Source organism: Streptomyces sp. NPDC048255 (genome assembly GCF_040652415.1).
Lineage (GTDB): Bacteria > Actinomycetota > Actinomycetes > Streptomycetales > Streptomycetaceae > Streptomyces.
Genome location: NZ_JBEZMA010000026.1, coordinates 84506 through 99732, shown reverse-complemented (window position 1 = coordinate 99732; position 15227 = coordinate 84506). Strand labels below are relative to the sequence as shown.

At 73.1% G+C, this 15227-nt stretch carries 14 protein-coding genes and 1 pseudogene; 6 read left to right on the top strand and 9 right to left on the bottom strand.

Going from position 1 to position 15227, the window contains the following annotated elements:
- Window positions 1-161 precede the first annotated feature (161 nt).
- A complete protein-coding gene (locus AB0D94_RS21380; RefSeq protein ID WP_362054168.1) occupies window positions 162-2258 on the top strand; it encodes a SpoIIE family protein phosphatase in 2097 nt (698 codons plus the stop codon).
- 3 nt (window positions 2259-2261) lie between these two features.
- Here AB0D94_RS21380 and AB0D94_RS21375 read toward each other — a convergent pair whose 3' ends face one another.
- From AB0D94_RS21375 to AB0D94_RS21360, 4 genes are all read right to left on the bottom strand, one after another.
- Complete coding sequence (locus AB0D94_RS21375) at window positions 2262-3182, bottom strand: DUF4328 domain-containing protein (protein WP_362054165.1); 921 nt, start codon at window positions 3180-3182, stop codon at window positions 2262-2264.
- Window positions 3183-3361: 179 nt separating this feature from the next.
- Window positions 3362-5350 carry an ABC transporter permease gene (locus AB0D94_RS21370; protein WP_362054162.1) on the bottom strand — a complete coding sequence of 663 codons (1989 nt, stop codon included), beginning with the start codon at window positions 5348-5350 and terminating at the stop codon, window positions 3362-3364.
- 140 nt (window positions 5351-5490) lie between these two features.
- Window positions 5491-6312 (bottom strand): molybdate ABC transporter substrate-binding protein, encoded by an 822-nt coding sequence (gene modA / locus AB0D94_RS21365; protein ID WP_362054159.1) that lies wholly within the window; start codon window positions 6310-6312, stop codon window positions 5491-5493.
- A 224-nt stretch (window positions 6313-6536) separates the two neighbouring features.
- Window positions 6537-6932, bottom strand: coding sequence for a helix-turn-helix transcriptional regulator (locus AB0D94_RS21360; RefSeq protein WP_362054156.1), 396 nt, complete (start codon window positions 6930-6932; stop codon window positions 6537-6539).
- Window positions 6933-7066: 134 nt separating this feature from the next.
- Here AB0D94_RS21360 and AB0D94_RS21355 point away from each other — a divergent pair, with 134 nt between their 5' ends.
- Complete coding sequence (locus AB0D94_RS21355; RefSeq protein ID WP_362054153.1) at window positions 7067-7462, top strand: RNA-binding S4 domain-containing protein; 396 nt, start codon at window positions 7067-7069, stop codon at window positions 7460-7462.
- A gap of 95 nt (window positions 7463-7557) precedes the next feature.
- On the opposite strand, the gene AB0D94_RS21350 is transcribed toward AB0D94_RS21355, so the two are convergent.
- The 3 genes from AB0D94_RS21350 to dhaK are packed head-to-tail and all read right to left on the bottom strand — an operon-like array spanning window position 7558 to window position 9650.
- Complete coding sequence (locus AB0D94_RS21350; protein WP_362054150.1) at window positions 7558-7965, bottom strand: PTS fructose transporter subunit IIA; 408 nt, start codon at window positions 7963-7965, stop codon at window positions 7558-7560.
- Entirely contained in the window at window positions 7962-8594 is a 633-nt protein-coding gene (dhaL, locus tag AB0D94_RS21345) for a dihydroxyacetone kinase subunit DhaL (RefSeq protein WP_362054147.1), read from the bottom strand. Before dhaL ends, AB0D94_RS21350 begins: the two co-directional genes overlap by 4 nt.
- A gap of 51 nt (window positions 8595-8645) precedes the next feature.
- The gene (gene dhaK, locus AB0D94_RS21340; protein ID WP_362054144.1) at window positions 8646-9650 is read right to left on the bottom strand and encodes a dihydroxyacetone kinase subunit DhaK; all 1005 of its coding nucleotides are present in this window, start codon (window positions 9648-9650) and stop codon (window positions 8646-8648) included.
- A 336-nt stretch (window positions 9651-9986) separates the two neighbouring features.
- Between dhaK and AB0D94_RS21335 the strand changes: the two genes are divergently transcribed.
- The 3 genes and pseudogenes from AB0D94_RS21335 to AB0D94_RS21325 all read left to right on the top strand — a co-directional run bounded on the left by AB0D94_RS21335 (window position 9987) and on the right by AB0D94_RS21325 (window position 11883).
- Window positions 9987-11087, top strand: a complete 1101-nt coding sequence (locus AB0D94_RS21335) for a substrate-binding domain-containing protein (RefSeq protein ID WP_362054141.1) — start codon at window positions 9987-9989, stop codon at window positions 11085-11087.
- A gap of 179 nt (window positions 11088-11266) precedes the next feature.
- Window positions 11267-11374: pseudogene (locus AB0D94_RS21330) on the top strand (RNA polymerase subunit sigma-24); the annotation flags it as partial.
- A 44-nt stretch (window positions 11375-11418) separates the two neighbouring features.
- Entirely contained in the window at window positions 11419-11883 is a 465-nt protein-coding gene (locus tag AB0D94_RS21325; protein ID WP_362054138.1) for an SRPBCC family protein, read from the top strand.
- On the opposite strand, the gene AB0D94_RS21320 is transcribed toward AB0D94_RS21325, so the two are convergent.
- Together AB0D94_RS21320 and AB0D94_RS21315 are read right to left on the bottom strand one after the other, a co-directional pair.
- Entirely contained in the window at window positions 11807-13237 is a 1431-nt protein-coding gene (locus AB0D94_RS21320; RefSeq protein ID WP_362054135.1) for an MFS transporter, read from the bottom strand. The two genes, AB0D94_RS21325 and AB0D94_RS21320, sit on opposite strands and share 77 nt — an antisense overlap.
- 117 nt (window positions 13238-13354) lie before the next feature.
- Window positions 13355-13705, bottom strand: coding sequence for a metalloregulator ArsR/SmtB family transcription factor (locus AB0D94_RS21315; RefSeq protein WP_362054132.1), 351 nt, complete (start codon window positions 13703-13705; stop codon window positions 13355-13357).
- 150 nt (window positions 13706-13855) lie between these two features.
- On the opposite strand from AB0D94_RS21315, the gene AB0D94_RS21310 reads away from it, so the two are divergent.
- Window positions 13856-15190 carry a serine hydrolase domain-containing protein gene (locus AB0D94_RS21310; RefSeq protein ID WP_362054129.1) on the top strand — a complete coding sequence of 445 codons (1335 nt, stop codon included), beginning with the start codon at window positions 13856-13858 and terminating at the stop codon, window positions 15188-15190.
- The last annotated feature ends 37 nt before the right edge of the window (window positions 15191-15227 follow it).

Sequence of the window (15227 nt, the reverse complement as noted above, 5' to 3'; positions counted from 1 at the left end):
AGCTATTCCGTTCTCGGGCGACGCGACCCGGCAAACCTTTCCGGCCACAGCACTAGCCGCGGGCTCCGGCCCGCGGCTCCCGGCCCCCCCCCGCGTCCCCTCGCGCCGGCCGGACCGCGGCCCGTGGGGACACCGGCGGGGGAGAGTGAGACCCTGGCTGCATGGCCCAGAGGGGATCTCACCCCGAGGTCGACTGGCCCGCGCGCCCGGACACGAGCCTCGCGCTCAACCGCATGGGCACCTTCGACTGGGACCTCGACAGCGGCCGGATGCACCTGGATCCCACCGCCCTCGAGGTCCTCGACTTGCGCCCGGACGAGTTCGACGGGAGCCCCGCCGGCCTACGGGTCCGCCTCGGGCCCGCCGAGGCGGCCCGGCTCGACGCCCGGGTCGCACAGGCGCTCAAGGACGGCCACAGCCACTACGGGGCCTACGTCCGCACCCGGGGCCGGGCCGTGGCCGGGTCCTGGCTGCATGTCCAGGGGCACATCCTGCGGGACCAGCGGGGGCGCCCGTACCGCGTCATCGGGATCATCCGAGACGCCGCCCACGATCCCGGCGAACCAGGAGCCGGCGGGGACCAGGAGGACGACCGGCGCCGGATGACCGGGGTCGTCGAGCGGACCACCGCCATCCTCGCCCACGCCCGCACCGTCAACGACGTGACCGACGTCCTCAAGGACCCGGAGGCCCTCGGGCACCTCGGCGCGGTGAGCGTCATGCTGGGCGTCGTCGACGGCGGCCGCATCCACCTGGTGGCGGAGGGGCAGCTGGGCTCGTACGTCCCCGAGATCGAGTACACGCGGATGGACGCGCAGCTCCCGATGAGCGAGGCCGTACGGACCATGCGGCCGGTCTTCCTCGCCTCGCGGGAGGAGTTCCAGCACGGCTACCCGCAGCTGTGGCCGTACATCGAGCCGCTGTCCGTCCGCAGCGGGGTCTACCTGCCGCTGATCGCCCAGGGAAGGCCCATCGGCGCGCTCGGGCTGCTCTACAAGCGCGACGGGGACTTCACCGCCGAGGAGCGCAACGTGCTGATGGCCCTCGGCAGCGGCATCGCGCAGAGCCTCCAGCGCGCCATGCTCTTCGAGCAGGAGCACGACCTGGCCGAGGGGCTCCAGCGGGCCATGCTGCCGCGCCGGATCCCGGAGGTGGCGGGCGCGCGGATCGCCGTACGGTACCGGGCCGCCCGGATGGGACGGGACATCGGCGGCGACTGGTACGACGTGGTCCCGCTCGGCGAGGGCCGGGTCGGGGTGATGATCGGCGACGTCGAGGGGCACGACACGGACGCGGCGGCCGTCATGGGCCAGCTGCGGATCGTCCTGCGCGCGTACGTCGCCGAGGGGCACACGCCCGGTACGGCGATGGCGCGGGCCTCGGCCTTCCTGCGCGAGCTGGACACGGAACGCTTCGCCACCTGCACGTACGCCGAGGTGGACCTCACCACCGGAATGCTCCGCATGGTCCGCGCCGGCCACCTCGACCCCGTCGTCCGGCGCGGCGACGGCACCTGCCACCGGATCCAGGTGGCGGGCGGACTGCCGCTGGGGCTGCCCCCGCGCGAACAGCCGGGGACCGGCTCCGGCTACCCCGTCACCAGCATCGAACTGCACCCCGGCGACACCCTGCTGCTGTGCACGGACGGCCTGATCGAACGCCCCGGCGACGACTCCGACACGGGCATGCGGGAGTTCATGGAAGCCGTCCGCGACGGCCCGGTCGACGTCGAGGAACTCGCCGACGTGCTGTGCGACCTGGTCGGCGACTCGGGCGGCGGGGACGACATGGCCCTGCTCCTGCTGCGCCGCCGGGGCACGCCGACCGCGCGCGGCGGCGGCCCGCTCCACCACCGGCTGGACCCCGGCGATCCGGAGGCCCCCGCGATGGCCCGGCACCTGATCCGGGCTGCCGTGGCCGCCTGGGGCGCCGGTGACCGGGCCGACGAGATCGAACTGGCTGCGGACGAGCTGATGACCAACGCCCTGGTGCACACCGACGGCGGCGGCGAGGTCAGCATGCGGTTCACCGGGGAAGGGCGGATCCGCATCGAGGTCGAGGACTCCAGCAGCGCGCTCCCGCAGCGGCGCGAGGCGGGCGACTGGGCGGTGTCCGGGCGCGGGCTGCTGCTGGTGGAGGAGCTCGCGGACGACTGGGGCGTGGAACCCCGGGGCGGTGGCAAACGGGTGTGGTGCGAGTTCGTCACCGCCCCTGCCCCCGCCCCCGTGGCGGCCGAGCCGGCCGTGGCCGCCGGGTGAGCCTCAGACCGCGGCGTACGGACCCTGCGCGGCCTGGGTGTTCTGCATGGCCGTGAGCTTGCGCACGAAGAGCAGGGCGAGCACGGCCGCGACGACCGTGAGCAGGTCGGAGACGATGCCGAGGGCGAAGGCGTCCCGCAGCTCCTCGGGGGTCTCGGCGTCCATGTACACCTTGCCGAAGACGCGGCCGACGACCTGCGAGAGCACCCACACCAGCCACCAGGCCATGAGGGGAGCGGTCGAGATCTGGCGGGAGGAGCCGTCGGGCCCCAACTGGGTGCTGGCCGCCCAGATCTGCTTCGCCGTCCGGAAGGGCAGGACCAGGTTGGCGAAGGGGATGAACCAGCCGCCGATGGCCCAGCCGCGGCTCTGGGTGAAGACGTCGCGGCGGAAGATCTCCGCGTTGCAGCGCACGCGGTAGAACCAGACGATGAAGACGGTCGCGATGGCGAGCAGCGCCAGGACCTGGAGGATTCCGGCGATGCCGTTGAGGAGGTCGGCCTGGTCGAGCGAGTCGTCGGAGACCGAGTCGGGAGCCGCGATGACGTCCTTCATCAGCGAGAAGCCGAACACGCTGGCGCCGGCCGAGAAGAGGTCGATGACCGCCGAGACGGACAGCATCACGGTCAGGGCGGTCGCCAGGCCCTGCGGCGAGCGCAGTACCTCGACGGGCCGCGGCGGGACGGGCTGCGGCTGAGCGCTCCAGTCCGGCCGCCCCGGCAGCACGGGCTGTCCGGGCGAAGGCGCGGCCGGGTACGGGGCGGCGGGGTACGGCGCGGCGCCGTACGCGGGCGCGGCGTACGGAGCCCCGCCGTACGGCCCCCCGGTGTACGGAGGCTGGCCGGGCGGCGCCGGCTGGGCGGCGTACGGCTCCGGGACGGGGCCCTGGGGCGGCGGCGGTGAGCCGGGCGCGCTGAAGGACATGACGGTGTACCCCCCACGGGAACGTGTGACCTGCGAAATGGTGCCCGCTGGCACACGCAGGCACCGGAGAACATATGCCAGCCCCGCGGCCGGGTCCAAGCGATTCCACGTGCGGCCGAACAGCAGACCCCGCGACTGGCCATGTACGACCTAGTGCTGTGACCGGCAAGGCCACAGCACTAGAGGCGCACCAGCGTGACTTCGGTGGCCTTCACGCTGGTCCACACCTCGGCGCCGTCGACGATGCCCAGTTCGGCCGCCGCCTCCGGGGTGATCTCCGCGACCAGATCGGGTGCCTCGGCGGACGCCACCAGCACGCGCAGCCGACTGCCGACCGCGGTGATCTCCCGTACGGCCCCCGGCCACACGTTACGGGGGCTGCCGTCCGGGCGCCTGCGGTGCACCGACACCGCCTCCGGGGCGATGATCGCGAGCGCCTCGGCCCCCTCGGGCAGGGCCTCGGCGACCACCAGCCGGCCCCCGCCGGCCAGGGCGAGGCCGTCCGCCGAAGCGGTGCCGGGCCAGGCGTTGCGCCCCAGCATCCGGGCCACCCACGGGGAACGGGGGTGCCGGGTCACCTCGGAGGGCGGCGCGTCCTGGAGGGTGCGCCCGTCGGCGAGTACGAGGACCCGGTCGGCCAGCGACACCGCCTCGACCGGATCGTGGGTGACGATGAGGCAGACCCCGCCGAAGCCCGCCAGATGCACGCGCAGGGTGTGCCGGACGCGCGCCCGCGTGGTCTGGTCGAGGGCGGCGAGGGGTTCGTCGAGCAGGAGCAGCCGGGGCCGGGCGGCCAGGGCGCGGGCCAGGGCCACCCGCTGGGCCTGGCCGCCGGAGAGCTGGGCGGGCTTGCGGTGGGCGAGGTGGCCGACGCCGAGCCGGTCCAGCCACGCGCGGGCCTCGCGGCGGGCCTCGGCGCGCGGCACCCGGCGGGCGCGCAGCCCGTACGCGGTGTTGGCCTCGGCGGTCAGGTGCGGGAACAGGGCCCCGTCCTGCGGGACCCAGGCCACCTGGCGCTTGTGCGGGGGCAGCGCGGTGACGTCGGTGTCGCCGAGCCGGAGTGCGGCGTGGGCGCGCGGGGTCAGGCCGAGCAGGGCGCGCAGCAGGGTGGTCTTGCCCGCGCCGTTCTCGCCGACGACGGCGATGGTGGTGCCGGGTTCGGCGTCGAGGGTGAGCTGGTTGAAGCCGGTGACGGTGGCGTGCAGCGGCCAGTGGCCGCCGTCGGGCAGTGCGTTGCCGGGCGCGGCCGTGGCCGGGGCCGGGCCCGTGGGCAGGTCCGCGGCCGGAGCGGTGGCGGCGGCAGTGGCGGGGCTGTGCGCGGCCGGCTCCTCGGCCACCTGAGGCGCCGCGGCGGCCCTGCGGTCGACGGGGGTACCCGTCCAGCGGCCGCGCAGCGCGATCAGTACGCCCATGGCGATGGCGAGGAGCAACAGGGAGACGGACGTGGCGGCTTCGGGCTGGTCCTGGAGCAGCAGGTACACCTGGAGCGGCAGCGTCTGGGTGGTGCCGGGCAGGTTCCCGGCGAAGGTGATCGTCGCGCCGAACTCACCGAGCGCGCGGGCCCAGGTGAGCGCGGCGCCGGCGATCAGCCCCGGCGCCACCATCGGCAGGGTCACCGTGAAGAACACCCGGACCGGCGGGGCGCCGAGGGAGGCGGCGGTCTCCTCGTAGCTCTGCCTGAGGCCCCCGAGGGCGCCCTCCAGGCTGATGACGAGGAAGGGCATCGCGACGAAGGTGGCAGCGAGGACGGCGCCCGACGTGTGGAAGGGCAGGGTGATGCCGAAGGTGTCCTCCAGCCACGGCCCGAGCAGCCCGCGCCGGCCGAAGCCGAGCAGCAGGGCCACACCGCCGACCGTCGGCGGCAGCACCATCGGGAGCAGCACGAGCGAGCGCACCAGGGCCTTGCCCTTGAACTCCACGCGGGCCAGCAGCCAGGCGAGCGGCACGCCGAGGAGCAGCGAGAGGCCGAGGGCCCACAGCGACACGACCAGCGAGAGCCGCAGGGCCTCGACCACCCCCGGGCTGGTGAGGTGGGTGCCGAGCTCGTTCCACTGGGTGCGGACGAGGATGCCGATCAGGGGCAGCAGCAGGAACGCGACGGCGAGCAGCGCGGGGAGCGCGAGGGTGACGGGGAGCCGGGTGCGGGTGCGGGCGGGGTGTCTGCTCATGAGGGGTTCCTGGCGGGGAGGTTACGGCGGCGGGGAGCAGCGTACGGCGGTGGAGATCGCTGCCGGGACGGACGGGGCCCGAATGACCGAGGGGGCTGCCCGTCCCCCCGGACCGGGCAGCCCCCTCGGAGTGCGGAACCTCAGGCCTGCTGGAAGCCCGCGTCCTGGAGGATCTTCTGCGCCTCCGGGGTGCTCAGCCAGGCCACGAACGCGGCGGCGGCGTCGGCGTTCTTGGACTGCTTCAGCGTGGCGGCCGGGTAGGAGGCCACCGCGTTCTGCTCGTCCGGGATCTCGACGGCGACGACCTTGTCGCCGGACTTGGCGGAGTCGGTCTTGTAGACGAGGCCCGCGTCGGCCTCGCCCAGCTCGACCTTGCTCAGCACGGCGCGTACGTTCGGCTCCTGGGAGACGGGCTTCACGGTGACGCCCTGCCTGTCCAGGATCTCCTTGCTGTACCGGCCGACGGGGACCTCGGGCGCGGCGAGCACGACCTTGATCTTGGTGTCGGCGAGGTCCTTCAGCTCGTCGATCTTGAACGGGTTGCCCCTGCCGGCCGCGATGACCAGGCGGTTCTTGGCGATGACCCTGGCCTCGCCGGTCTCGGCCCTGAGGCCGTCCATCGTCTTGGTGTCGGCGGTGACCAGCGCGTCGGCCGGTGCGCCCTGCTTGACCTGCGCGGCGAGCTCCTGCGAGCCGGCGAAGGAGAAGGTGACCTTCGTACCCGGGTGCGCCTTCTCGTACGCGGCGCCCCCGGTCTTGAAGACGTCGGTGAGGGAGGACGCGGCGAGGACGGTCAGGTTCGCGGCCTTGGGCCCGGCGGAGGCCGAGCCGGGGGCGCTCGCGGAGGAGTCGGCGGCGGGCTTCTTGTCGCCGTCGCCTCCGCCGCACGCGGTCAGCGGCAGGAACAGGGCGGTGGTCAGGACGGCGGCAGCGGCACGGCGGCGGTTCAGCGTCGCGGACATGAGCGGAGTGCTCCTCGGTCGGGTCGGCGGCCGGCCGGGTGCCGGTTCGCGCGGTGGTGACCCGCGCCGTGACGGGCGGAGCGGGCGGGGACGGTCGGTGGTGCTGAGCGGATGGCGTGCGGGCCGCGCGCGGAGGGAACGGGGGATGGCGCGGGGGACGGAACGATGGACGGCGCGAGGGACGTGCGGACGTCGAAGCGGGCGTCGGGCCGGGCCGTCCCGCTTCAGGTGCGGTCGATGTGCACGCTGGTGGACTTCACGCGGGCGGTGGCCTGCATGCCGACCTCCAGCCCGAGCTCCTCGACGGCCTCGCGGGTGAGCAGGGAGACCAGTCGGTGGGGACCCGCCTGGATCTCGACCTGAGCGGCCACGTCGCCGAGCGTGACGGCCGTGACGATGCCGGGGAAGGCGTTGCGCGCCGAGGTGTACGGCTCCCCGTCCTCGCTGTGGGCGCCCTGGCCCACCTCGATGGAGAACGCGGCCAGGTCACGGCCGTTGATCAGGCGACGGCCGGCTTCGTCACGATGGGTCACGACCCGGCCGGCGTCGGCCCAGCGGCGCGCGGTGTCCGGGCTGACGCCCAGCAGGCGAGCCGCCTGTCCGATGGTGTAGGACTGCATGTGCGACAAGGTAGGGGTACCTGTCCTGCATTTGCAATTCTCTTGGGATGATCTGCATGGCAGGTGCTATGGACGTTGTCGCATCTGCCAAAAGTCATTCCGTTCTCACCGGTCCGCCTCGCTAAAGTCGGAGCATGGCTGATGAGGTAACGGGAACGGGAGCGGATGCGGGCACGGTCCGGGTGGACGCGTGGATCTGGTCCGTGCGCCTGACGAAGACCCGCTCGACCGCGGCGACCGCCTGCCGGGCGGGCCATGTGAAGGTCAACGGGGAGCGCGCCAAGCCGGCGCAGCCCGTCCGCGCGGGTGACGAGGTACGGCTCTTCCACGCGGGGCGCGAGCGGATCGTGGTGGTGCGGCGGCCCGTGTCCAAGCGGGTCGGCGCCCCGGTCGCCGCGGAGTGCCTGATCGACAAGAGCCCGCCGCCGCCGACCCCCGTGGAGGCCGCCGTCGTCGGCATCCGCGACCGTGGCGCCGGCCGGCCGACCAAGCGCGAACGCCGCGAGATCGAATCCCTCCGCGGCCGTTGAGCCCGAGCCCCTCCCCGCCCCCACTGCGCCGGGCGGGGAGGGGGATCGGCCTCAGCCCTTGCGGTACTCGGCCTCAGCCCTTGCGGTACTCGGCCTCAGCCCTTGCGGTAGGAGTACGCCTCGGCCGCGGCCGATTCCACACCGGCCAGCGGGGCTCCCGCCGAGGCGGCGACCAGCGCCGCCACCGCGCCCTCCAGGAAGGGCGCGTCGACCAGGCGGGACCCCGGCGGCAGTTCGTCCTCCAGCAGCAGCGCCTTCACCGTCAGCACCGAGCTCCCGAGGTCCGCCAGCAGCGCGACCCCGGCGCCCCGGTCCACTTCCCGCGCGGCCGCCACGATCCGTTCCGCGTTCGTGCCGAGGCCGCCGTCGGCCGTGCCGCCCGCCGCGGCCACCGGGGCCACGGGCCCGCCCGCCGCCAGGCCCCGCGCCAGTGCCGCGACCGACTCCGCCACCTCGGCGCTGTGCGACACCAGGACGATCCCGACCAGGCCGGCGCCCGTCACAGGGCACCGGCCGCGGGGTCCGCACCGTCCGCCGCAGCCGCGGTGTCCGCGAGCGCCCCGATCAGCAGCGCCGATGAGGTCGCCCCCGGGTCCTGGTGCCCGATGCTCCGCTCACCCAGGTAGCTGGCCCGGCCCTTGCGCGCCTGGAGGGGCACCGTCGCCCGCGCGCCCTGCTCAGCGGCCGCCTGGGCCGCCCGGTAGGAGGTGCTCAGCGCGCCCACGCCCGGTACGAGCGCGTCCAGCATCGTCTTGTCGCCCGGGGCCGCCCCGCCCAGCTGCGCCACCGCCCCCACCCCCGCATGCAGGGCCTCGCGCAGCTCCTCGTCGGACACCTCGGCGGCGTCACCGAGCTGCTTGCCGGTGCGCCGCAGCAGGGTTCCGTACAGCGGGCCCGACGCCCCGCCCACCGTCGAGATCAAGGTCCGCCCGGCCAGTTGCAGCACCGCGCCCGGTGACTGCGGAGGCTCCGCGGCCAGGGCCGCCCGTACGGCCGTGAAACCGCGCAGCATGTTGCTCCCGTGGTCGGCGTCCCCGATGGGGGAGTCGAGCTCGGTCAGATGGTCCGCCTCGCGCTCGACCGCGGCCGCGGCGGCCGTCATCCAGCGCCGGAAGAACTCTGAGTCACGCACCGGATCTCCTCTCCTTGCCTTGCTCTTGCCTTGCCCTTGCACCGCATCTGCTCAGCGTCCCCAGCGCAGCGCCGCCGTCTGGACGGGCGCGTCCCACAGTCGCAGCAACTCCTCGTCCACGCGGCACAACGTCACCGAGCAGCCCGCCATGTCGAGGGAGGTGACGTAGTTCCCCACCAGCGTCCGCGCCACCGGCACGCCGCGGGCACCCAGCAGGTGCGCGACCTCCGCGTGGAACCCGTACAGCTCCAGCAGCGGGGTCGCCCCCATCCCGTTGACGAGCGCGAGCACCGGACCGTCGGCCGGTCCCACCTCGGCCAGTTCCTCCAGCACGGCCCCCACCGCGACCTCCGCGATCCCCCGCGCCGGCATCATGGGACGCCGCTCCCGGCCCGGCTCGCCGTGGATACCGATCCCCAACTCCAGCTCGCCGTCCGGCAGATCGAAGGTGGGAGAGCCCTTCGCGGGCGTGGTGCAAGCGCTGAGCGCCACGCCGAAGCTGCGCGAGGACGCGTCGACCCGCCGGGCGATCGCCGCGACCCGGTCCAGGGGCGCACCTTCCTCGGCGGCCGCCCCCGCGATCTTCTCCACGAACAGCGTGGCCCCGGTGCCGCGCCGCCCGGCCGTGTACAGGCTGTCGGTCACCGCGACGTCGTCGTCGACCAGGACCCGTTCGATCCGCAGGCCCTCCTCCTCGGCGAGCTCGGCGGCCATCTCGAAGTTGAGCACGTCCCCGGTGTAGTTCTTGACGACGAACAGCACCCCCTGCCCGGAGTCCACGGCCCCGGCCGCCCGGAGCATCTGATCGGGCACGGGCGAGGTGAACACCTCCCCGGGGCAGGCGGCCGACAGCATCCCGTACCCCACGAACCCGGCATGCAGCGGCTCGTGCCCGGACCCGCCCCCGGAAACCACCCCGACCCGCCCGCCGGCCCGCGCGTCGCGCCGTACGACGACCCGACGCTCCACGTCCACTTCCAGCTCGGGGTGGGCGGCAGCCATCCCCCGCAAGGCGTCGGCGACGACGGTCTCCGGACTGTTGATCAGCATCCTCATGGGTATCTCCTGGTGAGTGACAGGTGACTCTCTGAGTAATGTCTTTGCAGGTCAGGCGCCTGAGAGAAGGTCCCGGCGGCACTGGTGCCGACCTCTGGCCGTGTTCGGTGACGCGCCGTCAGTCTATGAGTCGTTTCCATTTCACAAGTTGAAGCGCCGCCATGGAGTCAATTGGCAGAAAAGGCGCATTGGAGACTGAAATCCGGAAGGCTGGAGGGATGATGACAACGTTGCTATCTCGTTAATACTTCACTTCTTGACGATGGCCGTGGTAGCCGAGTTGACTCCCTCCATCTCGGCCGCAAAGAACGGCCTCGTCAGGGGGGTTTTTACATCGTGAATGCACATCTGGGTCGTGCGGCCGTTGCTGTCGCCGCTTCCGCGGTCACCCTCTCGCTGGCCGCCTGCGGCGGCGCGGAGGGCAACGACGGGAGAGGGGCCGCCGAGCGTGACGCGGTCAGAGTGGGCCTGCTCCTGCCGGAGAACGGCACCGCGCGCTACGAGAAGTTCGACAAGCCGCTGATCGAGAAGGAAGTCAGCAAACTGACGCGCGGCAGGGGCGAAGTGGTCTACGCCAATGCCAAGCAGGACGCCGCCCTGCAGAATTCCCAGGTCGACGAAATGATCACCAAGAAGGTGCACGTCCTCATCATCGACGCGGTCGACGCCAAGGCCATCGCCGGCGCGGTCAAGAAGGCGAAGGAGGCCGGCATTCCGGTCGTTGCCTACGACCGCCTGGCCGAGGGTCCGATCGACGCCTACACCTCCTTCGACAACGAGGACGTCGGCAAGGTCCAGGGCAAGGCGCTGCTGGAGGCGCTGGGCGACAAGGCCAAGGACGGCCAGATCGTCATGATGAACGGTTCGGTCACCGACCCGAACGCCAAGCTCTTCAAGTCCGGTGCGCACTTCGTCCTCGACGGCAAGGTGAACGTCGGCAAGGAGTACGACACCGTCGAGTGGAAGCCGGAGAACGCCAACGCGAACATGGCGGCCGCCCTCTCGGCGCTCGGCAAGGGCAAGATCGTGGGCGTCTACTCCGCCAACGACGGCATGGCGGGCGGCATCATCGCCGCCCTCAAGGCCGCCGGGGTCTCCGCCCTGCCCCCCGTCACCGGCCAGGACGCCGAACTCGCCGGTGTGCAGCGGATCGTCGCGGGCGAGCAGTTCATGAGCGTCTACAAGCCGTACGCCCCCGAGGCCGCGGCCGCGGCGGAGATGGCCGTCGCCCTCGCCCAGGGAGAGAAGATCAGCGGGATCATCAACCAGATGGTCGACAGCCCGACCACCAAGGGCGTGCCGTCGGTGCTCATCCCGGGCGTCGCCCTGACCAAGGCCAACGTCAAGTCCACCGTGGTCGACGACGGCGTCTACACGGTCGCCGAGATCTGCACGGACAAGGTCAGGGCCGCGTGTGAGGAGATCGGCCTGAAGTAGCAGGCGCGTGGTGAACTGAATCACAGCGGCGGACTGTCACGGTTCTCCGGTGCGCGGTGTCTCGATGGGCAGCCGAAGAGAGGAGCCGCCCGTGATGCCGGTGTACCAGCGCCCGCCCGTGGTGGGGGTGGGCCATGACTGAGGCCAAGACCGAGGACGCCTTCACGCAGCACCGCCCGATCCCGGCCGAGTCGGTGTCGATGGCCATGATGCTCGTCCTGGAGACGCCGAACCCGACCGAAGGCGCGGTGTTCGTGCTGCACGACGTGTCCGGCTGCACCCACGGCGCTGCCGAGACGGTGCTCCCACTCGACGGAGGAGGCCACCAGCTGTGGAAACCATGACGGTCGAACGGGTCATCGACGCGCCGATCGAGGACGTGTTCGCCTGGCTCACCACGACCACCAACTACACCCGGTCGCCCCTGATCCTGCGCTGCCGCCTGACCCGGTCCGGCCGGTCCGCGCCCTACGGAGTCGGCGCGGTGCGCAGCCACCTCTGGCTGATCGGCTGGTTCCGGGAACGCATCACCCGGTACGAACCCCCGTACGCCACCGAGTACGTCGTCGAGCGCAGTCTGCCGCCGGCCCGGCACGAACTCGGCCGCATGACGTTCACCGAGGTCGACGGCGGCACCCGGGTGTGCTGGACGACCCGCGCCGAGGTCTCCGTCCCCGTGCTCGGCGCCTTCCTCACGCGGCGCTTCGCCCGTCCGGTCATCACCCGCACCTTCCGCGGCATCCTCGACGCCGCCGACACCGCGCTGACCGCCACCCGCAGCCGCGGCGTCGGGTGAGGGAGTCCGGCCAGCGCGGGTGGTGCCGGTCGATGACGTAGTGGTGGCCGTGCCGCCCGCCGTACGAGGCCGCGTGGGCGTCCGTCAGGTGGGGGTGGCCCCGAGGCAGGTCCGGGTGGGCGTGTTCGAGGTGGGCCGGGTCGCGGGCGGGCCAGATGACGGCCGCGGCCGTGGCGGAGGCCAGCGCGATGGCGCCGAGGGCGAGGGCGGTCACCGGAATGCCCGCCCCCGCCGCGAGCCACCCGGCGAGCGGGTAGGTGAGCAGCCAGCAGCCGTGGGAGAGGGAGAACCGCGCGGCGAACGCGGCGGGCAGGTCCGCGTCGGCGGCCGAACGGCGGACGACGCGGCCGACGGGCGTCAGTACGGCGGAGCAGGCGGCGCCGATCGCTGCCCAGGCCGCCAGGACCGCGTACCAGGACCACGGCCCGGGCCCGGCCCCCGGGGCGGTGGCCGTGACGGCGGCCACTCCGGCCAGGACCACGGGCAGGGCGAGGGCGGCCGGGAGCATCACCGCGCGGTCGCTGAAGCGGCCCAGCAGACGGGGAAGGCACAGCGCGGCGACCACGGATCCGGCCCCGTACGCGCCGAGGGCGAGGGATACGGCGCCGGCGGACCGGCCGAAGTGGTCGCGGACCAGGCCGACCGTGCCGACGAGGACGAGTGCCCCGGCGGCGGCCACCGAGAGGTCCAGGGCCAGCAGGGCCCGCAGTCGCGGGGTGGCCCAGAACAGCCGGGCGCCGGAGACGGCCTGGGCCCGGGCCCGGCCGCCGCGCGCCGGCGGCGCGGGCCGCGGGAGGGCGGCGGAGACGACGAGCGCCGCGGAGGCCGCGAAGCCGACGGCGGTACCGAGGAACAGCCAGCGGTGGGAGACCAGGGTCAGCAGGGCCGCGGCCAGGGCCGGGCTGCACAGGCTCTCCAGGTCACAGGCGAGCCGGCTCATCGACAGGGCGCGCGTGTAGTCGCGTTCGTCGGGCAGGACCTCGGGGACGACGGCCTGGAAGGCGGGCGTGAAGGCGGCCGACGCCGCCTGGAGCAGGAAGATCAGGAGGTAGACCTGCCCCACCCGGTCGACGAAGGGCAGGATCAGCGCGACCCCGGCCCGGACGAGGTCCGCGGTCACCAGCAGCGCGCGGCGCGGCACGCGGTCCGCGGCGGCGGCGATCACGGGGGAGAGGGCGACGTAGGCGGCCATCTTGATGGCCAGCGCGGTACCGAGGACCGCGGAGGCGTCGCCGCCGGCGATGTCGTGGGCGAGCAGGCCCAGGGCGACGGTGGCCAGCCCGGTACCCACCAGGGCGACGACCTGGGCCGTGAACAGTCGGCGGTACGTGCCGTTGCGCAGTACGGACAGCATGGACCCGTCCCGGTCGGCGGAGCACTGAGACCAGCCGGACCATCGTAGACAACATGTGCGTACGTGAGCACGTATCGCGCCGCCGGATGAACCGGGAGGCGGCTGACCGGGAGGGGCTCAGTCGTGCGGCGGGAGCGAGCCGAGCTGGTGGTCCGCGACGTTCAGCGCCTCGTCCACCAGACGCCTCAGGTGCCCGTGGCGCAGGGAGTAGACGACGCGGCGCCCGTCCTTGCGGGTGGTGACCAGCCCCGCCAGGCGGAGCTTGGCCAGGTGCTGGCTGACGGAGGGCCGGGCCGCGCCGCACGCCTCGGTGAGCGTGGTGACATCGGCCTCGCCCCGGCCGAGCCGTTCCATCAGTGCCAGCCGGGTCCGGTCCGCGAGCAGGGCCAGCACGGACGCGGCGGCCTCGAGCCGCTCGCCCCGCTCCTGCGCAGCCTGTGCACCTGCCCTGTGCGCGCCCGTTCCCATGGGCACACCCTAGGACGTGTCGTCGAAGTCGCGTCCGGTCGGCGTGGGCTGCGGGCCCTTCGCCGCGCGGCGGAGGTAGGGGCGTGCCTAGGCTGGTGATGTTGTCCCGCCATCGCCTTGCTCCTCGTACGACAGGACAGGAGGCGTGCTGTGAGTGGTTCGCACACGCGGCTGCGCAGGACCTGTGTGGCGGCCGCTGCCGCCGCGGGCCTGCTGGTCGCCCCCGCAGTCGCGGCCCCGGCGTACGGTGCGCCCACCCCTGAACCCTCGGCCACCGCACCCCCCTCGCCCTCCCCGGACGGTGGGACGGAGTTCCTCCAACTCACCCCGGCCGTCGCGGCGAAGCTGGACGCCGCAGTGCAGCAGACCTTGCGCGAGGCCCGGGTGCCGGGCGTCATCGTGGGGCTGTGGGCCCCCGGCAAGGGGAGTTACGTCAGGACCTTCGGTGTCGCCGACAAGGCCACGGGCGCTCCCATGGAGACCGGTTTCCACATCCGGATCGGCAGCGAGACCAAGACGTTCACGGTCACCGCCCTCCTCGAACTGGTCGACCAGGGCAAGCTCGCCCTCGACGACCCCATCGGCAAGTACATCGCCGGCGTTCCGAACGGCGACCGCATCACCCTGCGCCAGCTGGCGGGAATGCGGAGCGGACTCTTCAACTACAGCGAGGACGAGGACTTCGGCAAGGCGCTCGCCGACGACCCCGAACGCCCCATGACGCCCCAGCAGTTGCTGGACTACTCGTTCAAGCATCCGGTGCAGTTCGCGCCGGGCGCGGAGTTCCAGTACTCCAACACCAACCTGATCCTGCTCGGGCTCGTGGTGGAGAAGGTGGGCGGCCGGCCGATCGCGGAGTTCATCCGGCAGGAAGTGCTGGAACCGGCCGGGCTGCGCAAGACGCTCTTCCCCACCGACGCGTACTTCCCCGACCCCCACCCGCAGGGCTACACCGACCAGCTCACCTCGGGCAAGATCGTGGAGGCCACGGACTGGAACCCGTCCTGGGCCTGGTCCGCGGGAGCGATGATCTCCGACCTCATGGACCTGCGCAGCTGGGCGCGGACGCTCGCGACGGGCGCGCTGCTGACGCCCGAGACCCAGGCGGAGCGCCTGAAGACCACCTCGATCGGCATTCCGGGTGCCGGGTACGGGCTGGGCATCTTCGACGTCCAGGGCTGGATCGGCCACAACGGCTCGCTGCCCGGGTACGAGACGCTGACCGTCTACCTGCCCGAGGCGCAGGCGACCATGGTCGTCCTGCTGAACACCGACGTGCTGCACGAGGGTCAGGAGCCCAGCACCCTCTTCGGCGAGGCGATCACCCGCATCGTCACCCCCGGGCACGTGTACCCCGGGCACAAGCCGGTCCAGCCGAAGGTCACGCCGACGACCGGGGCGACGACCGGGCCGACGTCCCCGTCGCCTGCACAGCCGACGTCCCCGTCCCCGGCCCAGCAGGCGCCCCCGTCTCCGGCACGGTGATCCGGCCGCGAGAGATATTCGCGCAGATGTTCGAGCG